Annotated in this window: 11 protein-coding genes; 4 read left to right on the top strand and 7 right to left on the bottom strand. The window is 60.3% G+C overall.

Features of this window, described 5'->3' with window-relative positions; genetic code table 11:
* Positions 1–204 precede the first annotated feature (204 nt).
* From ACMXYH_RS30190 to ACMXYH_RS30180, 3 genes are read left to right on the top strand one after another with little or no spacing between them, the layout of a single operon-like run.
* Entirely contained in the window at positions 205–2,328 is a 2,124-nt protein-coding gene (locus tag ACMXYH_RS30190) for a putative bifunctional diguanylate cyclase/phosphodiesterase (RefSeq protein WP_415765801.1), read from the top strand.
* Positions 2,329–2,373: 45 nt separating this feature from the next.
* Positions 2,374–2,865, top strand: coding sequence for a M48 metallopeptidase family protein (locus tag ACMXYH_RS30185; protein WP_415767764.1), 492 nt, complete (start codon positions 2,374–2,376; stop codon positions 2,863–2,865).
* Between the two features lie 31 nt (positions 2,866–2,896).
* Positions 2,897–3,193 carry a winged helix-turn-helix domain-containing protein gene (locus tag ACMXYH_RS30180; RefSeq protein WP_123369167.1) on the top strand — a complete coding sequence of 99 codons (297 nt, stop codon included), beginning with the start codon at positions 2,897–2,899 and terminating at the stop codon, positions 3,191–3,193.
* Between the two features lie 126 nt (positions 3,194–3,319).
* On the opposite strand, the gene ACMXYH_RS30175 is transcribed toward ACMXYH_RS30180, so the two are convergent.
* On the bottom strand, positions 3,320–3,772 hold the full coding sequence (locus tag ACMXYH_RS30175) for a GNAT family N-acetyltransferase (RefSeq protein WP_415765800.1): 453 nt from the start codon (positions 3,770–3,772) through the stop codon (positions 3,320–3,322).
* Between the two features lie 256 nt (positions 3,773–4,028).
* On the opposite strand from ACMXYH_RS30175, the gene ACMXYH_RS30170 reads away from it, so the two are divergent.
* Positions 4,029–4,766 carry a substrate-binding periplasmic protein gene (locus tag ACMXYH_RS30170; RefSeq protein WP_129440449.1) on the top strand — a complete coding sequence of 246 codons (738 nt, stop codon included), beginning with the start codon at positions 4,029–4,031 and terminating at the stop codon, positions 4,764–4,766.
* A gap of 107 nt (positions 4,767–4,873) precedes the next feature.
* On the opposite strand, the gene yccS is transcribed toward ACMXYH_RS30170, so the two are convergent.
* The 6 genes from yccS to ACMXYH_RS30140 all read right to left on the bottom strand — a co-directional run bounded on the left by yccS (position 4,874) and on the right by ACMXYH_RS30140 (position 14,588).
* Positions 4,874–7,057: a YccS family putative transporter gene (gene yccS / locus ACMXYH_RS30165; protein ID WP_415765799.1), complete on the bottom strand. Its 2,184-nt coding sequence runs from the start codon at positions 7,055–7,057 to the stop codon at positions 4,874–4,876.
* 238 nt (positions 7,058–7,295) lie between these two features.
* Complete coding sequence (locus ACMXYH_RS30160) at positions 7,296–8,474, bottom strand: NAD(P)/FAD-dependent oxidoreductase (RefSeq protein ID WP_415765798.1); 1,179 nt, start codon at positions 8,472–8,474, stop codon at positions 7,296–7,298.
* 153 nt (positions 8,475–8,627) lie between these two features.
* Entirely contained in the window at positions 8,628–10,013 is a 1,386-nt protein-coding gene (gene dbpA / locus ACMXYH_RS30155) for an ATP-dependent RNA helicase DbpA (RefSeq protein ID WP_129440455.1), read from the bottom strand.
* A gap of 182 nt (positions 10,014–10,195) precedes the next feature.
* A complete protein-coding gene (mdtD, locus tag ACMXYH_RS30150; protein ID WP_415765797.1) occupies positions 10,196–11,623 on the bottom strand; it encodes a multidrug transporter subunit MdtD in 1,428 nt (475 codons plus the stop codon).
* Positions 11,624–11,808: 185 nt separating this feature from the next.
* On the bottom strand, positions 11,809–13,146 hold the full coding sequence (locus ACMXYH_RS30145; protein WP_415765796.1) for a TldD/PmbA family protein: 1,338 nt from the start codon (positions 13,144–13,146) through the stop codon (positions 11,809–11,811).
* Complete coding sequence (locus ACMXYH_RS30140) at positions 13,146–14,588, bottom strand: TldD/PmbA family protein (protein ID WP_415765795.1); 1,443 nt, start codon at positions 14,586–14,588, stop codon at positions 13,146–13,148. Before ACMXYH_RS30140 ends, ACMXYH_RS30145 begins: the two co-directional genes overlap by 1 nt.
* Positions 14,589–14,719: the final 131 nt, after the last annotated feature.

Raw genomic sequence — 14,719 nt, 5'->3', positions numbered from 1 at the left:
GTGACGTCAAAATCCTGTTAAAAGGCCATCTTTCCCGGTTTCAGAGGCCTGTGGCGCCGACCGTTAGTCGGCAAATGGACTCTTTGGTTAAATGATGGCGTACTGATAGCTTCTGCTTTTGCAGAACCCGGTCTAGAGTGAAGGCTTAGTATTTGTCCGGTTTTCACGAGAAACCGGCCTGACGTCCCGCATAAGAGAAGCAGCATGGAATGCGCGCAACCCACGCCAGCTGAAGGCAGTTCAATTCTTTTAATCGTCGATGATTACCCTGAAAACCTGATCAGCATGCGCGCGTTGTTGCAGCGCCAGGACTGGCAGGTCATGACCGCCGCCTCGGGCTTCGAGGCGCTCAGTCTGTTACTCGAACACGATGTCGACCTGGTGCTGCTGGATGTGCAGATGCCGGGCATGGACGGTTTTGAAGTGGCACGCCTGATGCGCGGCAGCCAACGAACCTGCCTCACGCCGATCATTTTTCTTACCGCCAACGAACAGTCCCAGGACGCCATGATCAAGGGCTATGCCTGCGGCGCGGTGGATTACCTGTTCAAACCGTTCGATCCACAAATTCTCAAGCCCAAAGTCCAGGCGCTGCTCGAGCATCAGCGCAATCGCCGTGCGTTGCAGCGCCTGAGCCACGATCTGGAGGTCGCACGCGCGTTTAATGCCTCGGTGCTCGACAATGCCGCCGAAGGCATCCTGGTGGTCGGTGAGGACGGTCTGATCCGCTTTGCCAATCCGGCGATGTCGCGGCTGCTCAATGCCACGGTGCAAGACCTGCAAGGCAAAGAGTTCCTGGATTTCCTGCAAAATCCGCACATCCCGATCTGGGCCGACTCCGAGTTGTTCGCCGGTTACAAACGCGGCGAAACCTTGCGCCTGCACGATGCATTGCTGCGTACGGCGCCCGGCCAGCAGGTGCCCGTGGCGCTGTCCTGCGCACCGTTGCCCAGCGAACAACATGCGATGGTGGTGACGGTGCTGGACATGTCGGTGGTGCGCCATCTGCATCAGCAACTGGAGTTCCAGGCCGTCACTGATCCATTGACCGGGCTGCTCAATCGTCGCGGCTTTTACCAGACGGCGGAAAACCTGCTGTTGCGTGGCGACCGCTCAGACAGCGCCTGGGTGCTGCTGTATCTGGACCTCGACGGCTTCAAACGGGTCAACGATTCCCTTGGTCACGATGCCGGCGACCGGGTGCTGCGGTGGGTGTCCGAGCAGTTGAAGGCCTGTCTGCGGCCCTTCGACATTCTGGCGCGCATGGGCGGTGATGAGTTCACCGCTTTGCTGGATCTGGAATTCCCCGAGCAAGCGGCAAAGATTGCCGAGAAGCTGATTGAGCGGGTGTCGATCTGTCAGCAGATCGATGGTCTGGATATCGCGTTGGGCGCCAGCATCGGCATTGCGACGTACCCGGATTGCGGTTCCAATCTTGACGGTTTGTTGCGCGCATCTGACATCGCCATGTACGAAGCCAAGCGCGCCGGCCGTCAGCAATATCGTTTCTACGATCACGAAATGAACGGCCGGGCACGCTCGCGGCTGATGCTCGAAGAAAGTGTGCGCGCGGCAATCGAGAACCGTGAATTCAATTTGGTATATCAACCTCAGGTGGCCATTGCCAGTGGGCAGATTCGCGGGTTCGAAGCGCTGATTCGCTGGCAGCACCCGAGCGTCGGCGATGTACCGCCGGGGCTGTTTTTGCCATTGCTGGAAGAGGCGCGGTTGATCAGTCGCCTGGGCAGCTGGATCTATCAACAAGGGGCGAGCCAGCGAAAGGCCTGGGAAACCTTGTTTGCCAACGACCTGGTGCTGGGCGTCAGTTTGAGCAGTACGCAGTTCGGCATGCCCAATCTGGTCACTGAGTTGCGCCAGGTATTGGAGCGCCATGGTTTGCAGGCGCGCCATCTGGAAGTCGAGGTCACTGAAGAGGCCTTGATGCAAAACCCCGAGGAAACCCGCAAACAGCTGCGCCTGCTGCGTAACCTGGGTGTGCGAGTGGCCCTGGATGACTTCGGTTCCGGGCCGTGTTCGCTGTCTCATCTGCGCGATCTGGAATTGGACACGCTCAAGTTCGACCGGCATTTGATTGGCCGGCTTCTGGAGTCCTCACGCGATGCGGCGCTGGTGCGCAATGTGATCGAGTTGTGCAAGGAGTACGGGATGCTGGTGATTGCCGAAGGGGTTGAAACTGTTGCGCAATATCAGTGGCTGCAAGCCAATGGTTGCGAGTACGTGCAAGGGTTTCTGGTCGCACGGCCGATGATGGCCGAGGACGTCGGCGACTTTGTGCGGTCGTTCGACTGGAACACTCTGACCGCCTGAATTCGCTACACTGGCGACCTTTTCGTGAATCGTGTTGCCGCCCCAATGACCGCGTTGAAATACCTCCAGGCCTATCCTGCAGCACTGCAGGACCAAGTGCGCCAGCTGATCGCCGACGGTCGGCTGGGCGACTACCTGAGCCAGCGTTACCCGGAAAAACACCGGGTACAGAGCGACAAGGCGTTGTACACCTATACGCTGGACCTCAAGCAGGAATACCTGCGCAACGCCCCGGCCATCGATAAGGTGTTGTTCGACAACCGTCTGGACCTGACCCACCGCGCCCTCGGATTGCACACCGCGATATCCCGGGTGCAGGGCGGCAAGCTCAAGGCCAAGAAAGAAATTCGTGTAGCTTCATTGTTCAAGGAAGCACCTGCCGAGTTTCTGAAAATGATCGTGGTGCATGAACTGGCGCACTTCAAAGAGTCTGATCACAACAAGGCGTTCTACAAGCTTTGCGAACACATGTTGCCGGGGTATCACCAGATGGAGTTCGATGTGCGGGTGTACCTGACGTGGCGGGATATGCAATAGAGATCAAAATATCGCAACCGGGAGTGTTTAGATGGATGTAAGCAAGACCAAGAGCAGCTTCTATCGTCGGTTGTACGTGGCGTACCTGATTGATAGCGGGTTGGCCAGTAGCGTCCCGGCGCTGACCGAAGTGACCGGCATGCCCCGGCGCACGGCTCAGGACACCATCGCGGCATTGGCGGATCTGGACATTGTTTGCGAGTTCGAGCAGGAAGACGGTGCGCGCAATCATGCCGGGCGTTATCGGATTCGCGAGTGGGGGGCGATAGATCGGGGGTGGATCGAGCGCAATCTTCGGCAGATTAAAGCGGTGCTTGAGTACCCCTGAACTTCTGCGGTGAACCGGCTGACGCCTTCGCGAGCCAGCCCGCTCCCACATTAGATCTCCAGTGGATATGGACTTTGTGCACGACGCAGATCAATTGTGGGAGCGGGCTTGCTCGCGAAGAGACCCTCAGGAACGACGCATCCCGATATGAGGAATGCCATCCTCCACGAACTCCTCGCCCGCCACCACAAATCCATATTTAGCGTAATACCCCTGCAAATGCGCCTGGGCCGAGAGATAGATCGGTACTTCAGGCCAGCGCTTTTCAGCCTGCTTCAACGCCTGTGCCATCAGCTCATGCCCAAGCCCTGTACCGCGCGCTTGAGGGGCAATGATTACCCGCCCGATGACCACGTCGCCACCCTGTAACTCCGGGTCGAGCAACCGCAGGTACGCCACCAGCCGATCCCCTTCCCAAGCCATTAAATGGCAGGTGTCACCTTCCAGATCCTGGCCATCGACGTCCTGATAGACGCATTTCTGCTCAACGACAAACACCTCTGCACGTAGCTGCAGAATGGCGTACAGCTGCTCTTTGCCCAGATCGCTGTGGTGTTTGCAGACCCAATCGATTGTCATCTTCACACTCCTTGAACATCGTCGCTGCGATACTAAGCGCCCAGGCGAAAGATGTCTTTATGGCAGAGAAATCTGTGACAAAGGCCAAAATGCCATCATTCATTTCGCGCGGCCTTGTCTTGTTTGTGTAATCTGAGATGAAGCGCTGTGCAGTGGCTTCGATGAGTTAATGTTAGTACTGGGTTTGGCAGTACGGGGGCCTTGGAGTTTTGGCTGAAAACACGTCGGGCGTCCCGCCCGCTAAGGATTTTCTAGCATGCCGCGATTGCATCGAGCCTTTGCTTTGATTGGATTGCTGTTGCTGACTCAAGGCGCGGCAGCGGAAAAGCTGCGATTGGTCGCCGATGCCTGGCCACCCTTTACCGATGCCACGCTGGCCAACGGTGGGTTGGCCACGGACATCGTCAGCACAGCGCTGGCCCGGGCCGGTTATGCCAGTGAGTTTGAACAAGTGCCTTGGGCGCGGGCCTTGCTGGGGGTTGGCGAGGGTCGATACGACGTGTTGGTCAACGCCTGGTACACCGACGATCGTACGAAACTTGGCCAGTTTTCCGGCGAATACCTGCTCAACCGTGTGCGCTTTCTCAAGCGCAAAGACACACCGATCGAATACAACAACCTGCAACAACTGCACACCTACCCGATAGCGGTGGTGCGCGGTTATGCCTATTCGTCGGCGTTCGATGACGACGTGTCGCTGCAGAAAGTCCCGGTGCACAGCTTCTCCATGGCGGTGCGAATGGTCGCCGCCGACCGGGTCAAATTGACGCTGGAAGACGAATACGTCGCGCGTTACTACCTGGCCCGGGAATCATCCAAGGTGCGCAATGCCGTGGAGTTTTTGCCCCAGCCATTGAGCGAGAACAGTCTGCACATCCTGGTCAGCCTGAAGAACCCCCGGCATGAACAGATCGTCGCCGGTTTCGACCGCGAGATCGCGGCGATGAAAGTGGATGGCAGTTATCAGCGGTTGATGGAACAGCATGGGATGTAAGGTGTGGCTGATGACCTCATCGCGAGCAAGCTCGCTCCCACAGGATTTAGGTAATCCCTGTGGGAGCGAGCTTGCTCGCGATGAGGCCCGCTCAGCCACCGCAGATCTCAATCCTCACTCGTTTCCTTGATGAGGTGCGCCGCCAACGTCCGCAATGGCCCAAGCTGACGGCAGATCAACGCCAACTGCGTCTGCACCAGCCGTTGGCCTTCATCGATTTCGTCCGGCATCTGTTCAAGCGTATTGGCCAGTGCCTCTTCCTCATCGCTCTGAATCGCAATCGGCAGTTTGCTCGCCAACCCTTGGGCAATTTCATCGATGCTGGCGGCCAGTTTCACGCCGGCACCGTCGATCAAATGCTCGCGCACGTCGGGCGGTAGCTGGGTTTCCCGGTGTGCGCCCAGGCCAGATAAATAACTGAGCAAGGTGTGCGACAGCACCAGGAAGCGGAACCCGACATCCGCCTCCTTACGGAAATGCCCCGGCTCCATCAGCATGTTGGCGAGCGTCGTCGACAGTGCCGCGTCGGCGTTGTGCGCATTGCGTCGGGCCAGGCGATACGCCAGGTCGTCGCTTTTGCCGACGGCGTATTGCTGCATGATCTGGCGCAGGTAAATGCTGTTGCAGGTCAGGGTGTTGGCCAGCACTTTGTTCAGGCGTCGGCCCTGCCAGTCCGGCAGGAACAGGAACACCGCCAACCCGGCGATCAGGCTGCCGAGCAAGGTATCGAACAACCGCGGCAGGAACAGCCCGTAACCATCCCCGACCTGGTTGAAGCAGAACAGCACCATCAAGGTGATCGCGGCCGTCGCCAAGGTGTAGCGGGTGGTGCGGTTGATAAAGAACACCACCCCGGCGGCGATCGCGAAGCACGACTGGACCAAGGGATTCGGAAACAGATCGAACAACGCCCAGGCCAGGGTGAGGCCGATGGCGGTGCCGATGATCCGTTGGCCGAGTTTGCGGCGGGTGGCGCCATAGTTCGGTTGGCAGACAAACAGCGTGGTGAGGATGATCCAGTAACCCTGAGACGGGTGGATCAAATGCACCATCCCGTAGCCGATGCTCAAGGCCAGGGGCAAACGCAGTGCGTGACGGAACAGCAATGAAGTCGGTGTCAGCTGCGTGCGTAACCGAATCCACACATCTTTGAGGCTACGCGGCGAACGGTCGAGCAGGCTGCTGTCGGTGGCATCGGCCAAGGCGTCGGGATTGCTGGCGTCGCTGAGCAAACGATCGAGCGTGCCGAGGTTGGCCGCCAGTGCCCGCAACGACCGCAACAGTCCGCGCCACGCCGGGTTGCTCTGAACGCGCAAATGTTCGAGAGAGGCGTGCAGGTCGCTCAGGGCTTCGGCGAAGCTGGCGTCATAGATGAACGGCTGGCGCATCTGGATCGACTCGGCCAGCGCCCGGCAGGCCTTGCCTTGCTGGCGCAGCAGGCGCTGGCAGCGGAACATCACGTCGCTGTGAAAGAAGGCATCGGCCAAGGCGTTGTAAGGGTAGTGCGAGGAACTGGCGCGCTCGTGGATGTCCTGAGCGAGGAAGTACAGCTTCAGGTAACGGCTGACTTTCGAGCCCGGTCGACCGTTGCCGACCCGGTGCAGGATGATTTCCTTGGCGGCGTTCAGTGCTGCCACGACACGGCCGTTTTGCTGCGCCAGTTCCAGTCGACGCGCTTCCACGTCCATCTGCCGGATCGGCTCGAACAGCGAGGACTTCAGCTTCAGGTAGTAACCCAACTCACGGAACAACCGCGCCAGGCTTTGCTGCACCGGCTGATTGGAAAACATCGCCTGCCACAGTACCGAGAGCAAACCGTACCAGGCTGCACCGGCCACCAGCAGCACCGGCTCGTGCCAGAAATCGGTGACTGCACCGCCGCGCTGGTCCACGCCGATCATGGTATAGACCGACAGAATCAACGTCGCGGAGGCAATCGCGCCATAGCGTTCACCCAAGGCGCCGAGCATGGTCAGGCCGAAACTGGCCAGGGCCAGGGCGATGACAAAAACGACGGGGTAGGGGAAGAGCAGTTCGACGGAGAGGGCGGCGACGCTGAAGCACACCAGCGTCACGGCCAGTGCGTTAAGGCGGCCTTGCCAACTGTCGTCGGTCTCGGCCAGGGCGCTGGCGATGATCCCGAGGAACAGCGGGATCAGCAGCCCCATTTCATCCTTGTACCAACACAGCGCCATGCTGCCGGTCAGGGCGATGAACACTCGCACGCTGTAACTGAATTTATCCAGCGCCCAGAGGCGACGCAGAGACTGACTAAACGGGGTCGATGACATGAAGTGCGAGGGCCTTCCGAGGCAATGACGCTAAATTGAGCCAGTAATGACGCCGACGCAATGGCGCCGATCACATCTGACAGCAAAATCTGTTCCTTCCCTGTTCTTACACTGCAACGCAATCCATGTAGGAGCTGCCGCAGGCTGCGATCTTTTGATCTTGATCCTGGAAAAACAAGATCAAAAGATCGCAGCCTCGTTTCACTCGGCAGCTCCTACAGGGATTGCGTTTGGGGGATTAGACGTATTGCGCGGCGGCGTAACCCGAGGCCCACGCCCACTGGAAGTTGAAACCGCCCAGATGCCCGGTGACGTCGAGCACTTCGCCTATGAAATACAAGCCAGGGCTTTTCAGCGACTCCATGGTCTTGGACGACACCTCGTTGGTATCGACGCCGCCCAATGTCACTTCAGCGGTGCGATAACCTTCAGTGCCGGCCGGAACCACTTTCCAGCTCGCCAGTTTTTCGGCGATGTCGGCAATTTCCGCGTGGGTGTACTGCTTCATCGGTTTGGAGACGAACCAGTTATCCGCCAGCAGGTTGGCCATCTTCTTGGTGAAGATTTCCCCCAGCAGGGTTTTCAGCTCGCTGTTCGGGCGTTCGGCTTGCTGCTGTTGCAGCCAGCTCGGTACGTCGTGGTCCGGCATCAGGTTGATTTCTACCGTGTCGCCGGATTCCCAGAACGATGAAATCTGCAAAATCGCCGGACCGCTGAGGCCGCGGTGGGTGAACAGGATGTTCTCGCGGAAACTCTGCTCATTGCAGCTCACCAGGCAATCCACCGACGTACCGGACAGTTCGGTGCAAAGCTCCTTGAGCTGATCGGTGATGGTGAACGGCACCAGCCCGGCGCGGGTCGGCAGCAAGTCGTGGCCGAACTGCTTGGCCACCTGATAGCCGAAACCGGTGGCACCCAGCGTCGGGATCGACAAGCCGCCCGTGGCGATCACCAAGGATTCGCAGGTGATCTGATCGAGGGTGGTTTGCAACAGGTAGCCGCTTTCCATTTTCTCGATGTGCTGGATCGAGGTGTCCAGGTGCAGGCTGACGCCAACCTGATCGCACTCGTTGAGCAGCATGTCGAGGATGTCGCTGGATTTGTTATCGCAGAACAGCTGGCCGAGTTTTTTCTCGTGGTACGGCACGCCGTGTTTGGCGACCATGCCGATGAAATCCCACTGGGTGTAGCGGGCCAGGGCGGATTTGCAGAAGTGTTCGTTCTGCGAGAGAAAATTGCTCGGTTCGGTGTACATGTTGGTGAAATTGCAGCGGCCACCGCCCGACATCAGGATTTTCTTGCCGGCCTTGTTGGCATGGTCGAGCAACATCACCTTGCGCCCGCGCCCGGCGGCAGTCAGCGCACACATCAAACCTGCGGCGCCAGCGCCAATGATCACGACTTCGGTAGAGCGCAAAACGGTGTCCTCTTAATCTGTCACCACAAAACAAACTGTGGGAGCGGGCTTGCTCGCGAAAGCGGTGTGTCAGCCAACATCAATGGCGACTGACAGATTGCATTCGCGAGCAAGCCCGCTCCCACAGGGGATCTTCGTGGGGTCGAAGAATCCTTACAAAATTCGCACGCGCAGCGAACGGCCTTTGATCTTGCCGTCATTCAGGCGCTGCAACGCTTGCTTGGCGATCCCGCGCTCCACAGCCACATAGGCCTGGAAGTCGAAAATCGCGATCTTGCCAACCTGAGCGCCGGGAATACCCGCATCGCCAGTCAATGCGCCAAGAATGTCGCCCGGACGCACCTTGTCTTTACGGCCAGCGCCAATGACCAGCGTGCTCATCACCGGCAGTAGCGGTGCGCCGCCCTGGGATTTGAGGTTGTCCAGCTGATCCCAGCTCAACGGCGAGTTCTGCAGTTGCTCGATGGCTTGGGCGCGGTGGGCTTCGGACGGTGCGACCAGGCTGATCGCAATACCTTTCTCACCAGCACGACCGGTACGGCCAACACGGTGGATGTGGATTTCCGAATCCCGGGCCAGTTCGACGTTGATCACCATGTCCAGCGCATCGATGTCCAGACCGCGAGCGGCGACGTCAGTGGCGACCAGCACCGAGGTGCTGCGGTTGGCGAACATGGCCAGTACCTGGTCGCGGTCACGCTGTTCCAGATCGCCATGCAGGCCGACGGCGGAGATGCCTTTGGAGGTCAGGTGATCGACGGTTTCCTGAACCTGCTGCTTGGTGAAGCAGAAGGCGACACAGGATGCCGGACGATGATGCGCGAGGACTTTGACCACGGCGTCCATGCGCTCTTCCGGGGAAATCTCGTAGAAACGCTGCTCGATCTGCGTGTCGTCGTGGAACGCCTCGGCCTTCACGATCTGAGGGTTGCGCATGAACTTCGCGGCCAACTGCTTGATGCCCGTCGGGTACGTGGCGGAGAACAGCAGGGTCTGGCGACGCTCCGGGCACTGGGCGATGATTTCTTCGATGGAGTCGTAGAAACCCATGTCGAGCATGCGGTCGGCTTCGTCGAGGATCAGCGTGTTCAGGCCATGGAGCACCAGCGAACCTTTGCGCAAATGCTGCTGAAGGCGGCCCGGGGTGCCGACGATGATGTGCGCGCCGTGCTCCAGAGAGCCGATCTGTGGGCCAAAGGACACGCCGCCGCACAGGGTCAGGATCTTGATGTTGTCTTCGGCGCGGGCCAGACGACGGAGTTCCTTGGCGACCTGGTCGGCCAGTTCGCGAGTCGGGCAGATGACCAGCGCCTGGCAACCGAAGAAGCGCGGATTGATCGGGTTCAGCAGGCCGATACCGAAGGCGGCGGTCTTGCCGCTGCCGGTCTTGGCCTGGGCGATCAGGTCCATCCCCTTGAGGATCACCGGCAAGCTTTGCGCCTGGATCGGCGTCATCTGGGCATAACCGAGGGAGTCGAGGTTAGCCAGCATGGCGGCGGACAGCGGCAAAGTATTAAAAGCGGTGGCGATGGTGGTCACGGGACTGGCCTGCAAAACAAAATGTCGCGCAGTGTACCAGTCTCGCTCTCTTCACCTGCAAATTCTGGACGAATAGTCGTAGCAGCTGCCGAGGCACGAGGCTGCGTCGGGCTGCGAAGCGGCCCCCGAGGGCGGTCCTGCGGACACGCAACGCAGCCTCGTGCCTCGGCAGCTGCTACAGATCAGTGCTCTATATCGTGCTCGCGGCTGACCATCCGTCGGCCATCCTTTGGTGAAAGCTGGGAGAAGATGGTTGCAGCCAGCATCGCCATGATCCCGACCGTGACAAAGGTCAGCTGGAATGCCCCCAGAACCGTGTCCACGCCGTCGTTGCCGATCTCGGCCGTGAAGCCGCCGAGCAAGGCGCCGGCGCAGGCAACCCCGAGGCTCAGGGACAATTGCGCGACCACCGACAGCAAGCTATTGCCGCTGCTGGCGCTGGCGTCGTCGAGGTCGATCAGGGTTACGGTGTTCATGGCGGTGAACTGCAGCGAGTTGATCGCCCCCAGAATCGATAGCATCACCAACAGCAACCAGTACGGCGTTTGTTCGCCGACCAGCCCCATGCTCGCCAGCATCAACCCCAGCGCCAACGTGTTGCCGGTCAGCACGATGCGATAGCCCAAGCGTTCGATCAGCGGCCGCGCCACCGACTTGGCGACCATCGCTGCCGCCGCCAGCGGCAACATGCTCATCCCGGCCTGGGACGGTGAGTAACCCAGCGCCACTTGCAGCAGCAATGGCACGAGAAACGGCAGGGCGCCGCTGCCCAGTCGGGCGAACAGGTTGCCGAGGATGCCCACGGCAAACGTCCGGGTCTTGAACAGTGACGGCGCGAACAACGGGTTTTCGATGTGCCCGGCCCGCAACCAATACGCCGCCAGACACGCCATGCCGCCGAACAGCAGCAACATCACGCGCAAGTGCGGCAGGTGCAACTCGCCGAGGCCTTCCATGGCGATGGTGATCAGCACCATCGCCGCACCAAACAGCAAAAAGCCCAGGCTATCGAAGCGGGTGCGTTCAGTGCCGCGCAGGTCGGGGATGAATTTCCACACGGCGTAGCAGCCGATGGCGCCCACCGGCAGGTTGATCAGGAAGATCCAGTGCCAGGTCAGGTATTCCACCATCCAGCCGCCCATGGTCGGGCCGATCAACGGGCCGAGCAGGCCGGGAATGGTGATGAAACCCATGATCCGCACCAGATCCGAGCGCGGGTAGGCGCGCAGCACCACAAGTCGCCCGACCGGCAACATCAGCGCGCCGCCCAGGCCTTGAATCACCCGCGCGCCAATCAGCATGCTCAGGGTGCTCGACAAGGCGCAGAGCAGTGAGCCGAGGCTGAACAGCAGAATCGCGCCGAAGAAGATTTTCTTGGTGCCGAAACGGTCGGCGATCCAGCCTGAAGCGGGGATCAGCAGGGCGACGGTGAGCATGTAGGCGATGATCACGCCCTGCATGCGCAGCGGGTCTTCGGCCAAGTCGCGGGCCATGGCGGGCAGGGCGGTGTTGAGGATGGTCCCGTCGAGGGATTGCATGAAGAACGCGATGGCGACGACCCACGGCACCCAGCGGGCGGTGACAGCGTCGAGAGGCGGGCGGTTGGGCATGGGACCTCTTGTGGGTTGAAGTTAATGCAAAATCACTGTGTCTCACGGTCCATGTGGGAGCGGCGGTGCGGCGATCCGACTTGCTCGCGAAGAGGTCATCACATCCAACATCAATGTTGACGGATCCATCGCTTTCGCGAGCAAGCCCGCTCCCACAGGGCCTTCTGTGTACCGTGGGATTGTGCTTACAGGGTCAGGGTCAATCGGCTCACGAGCGCCCCCGGCAACAACGCCGAGGCCGTGGCCCGCTGGCTGTAGGTGCTGGCCGACAACATCAGCTCACGCTCCTCGGTCAAAGCCTCCAGCTGCGAACCCAACAAACTGTAAGCACTGTCATCAAACCGCATGGTGCTCACCGGCGCCTGAATCTCGCCGTTCTCGACCCAGAAGGTCGCAAACCGCGTCATGCCGGTCAGGCGTGCCGCCGGCTGATCGGAGTAGTTCAGGTACCAGAGATTGCTGATGTACAAGCCAGTGCCCAGTTGCTTGAGAATCTCTGCGTCAGGCAACGTGCCGGCGGCCATGTTCACTGCGCTTGGCATTTCACCACCGCTGGCGCCATTGGCGGTCAGGCCGTACTCCGCCGCACTGCGTGAACTGACCATCTGTGCGCCGGCCTTGCCGTTGACGATCAACCCCAGATCGCTGCGCGGATACCCTTCGCCGGAAAACGCCGGGCTCAACGAACCGCTGACCTTTTCATCGACCGACACCAACGGGCTGAACGCACTGTCGCCCGCGTAAAGCTTCTGCAGCGGGCTGTTTTTGCTGGCAATCGACTGCGCCGAGAAACCACCCCAGCCCAGCATGTCCATGATTTCTCCCAGGGCTGCCGGCGCCAGATAGGCGCGGTACTGACCGGGCGCCAGGGTGTGTTGCGGTCTGCCGAGAAACGCCAACTGCTCGCGTGCCTGCGCAAAGCGCTTGGCAAACCCTTCGCTGTTCCAGTCGTGCCCGGCGTAACTGGCTTTCACCGCCTGGCCGTTGTCATGGAACAGGCTGAAGTCGAAGTTGAAGCTGTTGGCCTGGTGCCAGCCGAACGCGCCTGAAGAACTGGCGAAGCCGCGACTGATCGGGCCGGCGGCGTAGAAGCCGACCAGATCCAGCCCTTCGGCCGCCTGGGTAATTTCCGCGACCACCTGCTCGGTGTCCGGCAGCGGGTGATCCTGAACGTTCTTGCTCTGCCAGCCGTTGTGGTTGAGCAACAGGTACGGATCCTGCGGCAGCAGCGGCAAGGTTTCGCGCAACTGTTGCAGACCTTCGGCCAGGCGCTGCACATCGACTGCGGCATCCCCGGACAGCGTGATGTTCAGGTCGGCGTGGCGCCCCTCGTTGATCAGTTTGAAACCGACGCTTGCCTGTTGCACCTGCCCGGCCTGACGGACCTTAGCGTGGTTGAAGCGCACGAAGGCCGAGGATTCGGCGGCGTAACTTAGAGTGAATTGCTCCGGCTCGCGAATCGCATCGCGCAGCCAATTAACCAAGGCCTTGAACGCATCGGCCTGACTTTTCGACGTGCTCATCAGGCATCCCCCCCAAACACATCAACGTTGCTGAACACGCAGGCCGGCGACGCATGGCCGACGCGGATCACCTGGTTCGGTTCGCCCTTGCCGCAGTTCGGTGTGCCCAGGACCTTGAGGGTGCTGGCGTCGCCGACGGCGCTGAGGCTTTTCCAGAACTGAGCGGAAATCGCCCGGTAGTTGGGGTTCTTGACCACGCCTTTGAGTTCGCCGTTTTCGATCAACTGAGCCCATTCGCAGCCGAACTGGAATTTGTTGCGCGCATCGTCGATGGACCACGATCGATTGGTCGACATCATGATGCCGTGTTCGATGTTGCCGATCAGTTGCTCCAGCGGTTGATCGCCGGGCTCGATGTTCAGGTTGGCCATGCGATCGATTGGCGGACGGTTCCAGCCGCAAGCGCGGCTGTTGGCGACGCCTTCCATGCCGGCACGGAATTGCGACAGCGCGCCGCCCAGTGGACGCAGCAGCAAACCTTCCTTGATCAAAAATTGCTTGCTGGCAGCCGTGCCGTCGTCGTCATGGCCGTAACTGGCGAGTTGTTCGGGAATGTCCGGGTCGAAGGTCACGTTCAGCAGTTTGGAGCCGTATTGCAGGCTGCCGAAGTCTTCTGCCTTGACGAAGCTGGTGCCGGCGTAATTGCGCTCGTCACCGAGGATGCGGTCCAGCTCCAACGGGTGACCGATGGATTCGTGGATCTGCAGCATCATTTGGTCAGGCATCAACAGCAGGTCGCGCGGGCCTTGCGGGGTGTTCGGCGCCAGCAGCAATTGCAGCGCCTGATCGGCGACTGTCGGGCCGGCACCGACCAGGCCGCAGCGGCTGATCACATCAAAGCCGCCTTGTTGGCCGAAATTTTCGCGGCCCAGGGTGCGGGTCTGGCTGTCATTGCCGTCGTAGGCGGTGACGTCCACGCTCGGGTAGACAAAACGCTGGGCCTGACGCAGTTCGGCGCCGGCGCTGTTGAGGTAGATCTGCTCGACGTTAGTGATGCCGATGCTCACCTGCCAGTTCACCAGTCGCTCATCCTTGGGCACGGAGGCGGATTCGGCGCCGAGCAGTTGGTAGCAATCGCTCAGGGATGGGAAGGGCTGGTCGAGGTTCGGCGAAAAGTAGTCGGCGCGGTCGCTGGAGACGGCTTGCTCGCGCAGGTCGAGCAGGGCGTGGGGCTTGAGTCGGCGGGCTTGTTGCTCGGCTCGCTCCAGCGCGGCTTGCAGGCCGGATTGGGACAGGTCGTTGGTCGCGGCGTAGGCTTCGACGCCGTTGACCCGAACGGTCAGCATCGCGCCTTCGTCACGGCTCAGGCTGGGAGGTTCAGCGACATTCTTGCGCACCGACAGGTACTGACCGGACTCGCGCACATAGCGCAGCGAAAAGAATTCAGCGCCCGTGCGCAAGGCAGCGAAGCGCTGCTTGAGCTGGGGGTGGAAATCGAACATTCGGGAACCTCCTTGGTATGGAGTGGCGGTGTATCGATGTTGCGAGGGGGTGAAACGTTTGCGTGGCGCTAGATTAGGCCGGTGCGGGGGGTAGGATCAAGCTTGGAGAGGTGTAGGAAAAGATTACCCGA

It is taken from the genome of Pseudomonas frigoris (assembly GCF_047758635.1).
GTDB lineage: Bacteria > Pseudomonadota > Gammaproteobacteria > Pseudomonadales > Pseudomonadaceae > Aquipseudomonas > Aquipseudomonas frigoris.
This window is presented reverse-complemented; position numbering and strand designations above follow the sequence as displayed.

Excerpts from the sequence above, each read along its gene's own strand:
- ACMXYH_RS30145 (WP_415765796.1), bottom strand. The coding sequence starts at position 13,146 with ATGAGCACGTCGAAAAGTCAGGCCGATGCGTTCAAGGCCTTGGTTAAT.
- ACMXYH_RS30140 (WP_415765795.1), bottom strand. The coding sequence starts at position 14,588 with ATGTTCGATTTCCACCCCCAGCTCAAGCAGCGCTTCGCTGCCTTGCGC.
- yccS (WP_415765799.1), bottom strand. The coding sequence starts at position 7,057 with ATGTCATCGACCCCGTTTAGTCAGTCTCTGCGTCGCCTCTGGGCGCTG.
- ACMXYH_RS30175 (WP_415765800.1), bottom strand. The coding sequence starts at position 3,772 with ATGACAATCGATTGGGTCTGCAAACACCACAGCGATCTGGGCAAAGAG.
- mdtD (WP_415765797.1), bottom strand. The coding sequence starts at position 11,623 with ATGCCCAACCGCCCGCCTCTCGACGCTGTCACCGCCCGCTGGGTGCCG.
- ACMXYH_RS30170 (WP_129440449.1), top strand. The coding sequence starts at position 4,029 with ATGCCGCGATTGCATCGAGCCTTTGCTTTGATTGGATTGCTGTTGCTG.
- ACMXYH_RS30180 (WP_123369167.1), top strand. The coding sequence starts at position 2,897 with ATGGATGTAAGCAAGACCAAGAGCAGCTTCTATCGTCGGTTGTACGTG.
- ACMXYH_RS30185 (WP_415767764.1), top strand. The coding sequence starts at position 2,374 with ATGACCGCGTTGAAATACCTCCAGGCCTATCCTGCAGCACTGCAGGAC.
- ACMXYH_RS30190 (WP_415765801.1), top strand. The coding sequence starts at position 205 with ATGGAATGCGCGCAACCCACGCCAGCTGAAGGCAGTTCAATTCTTTTA.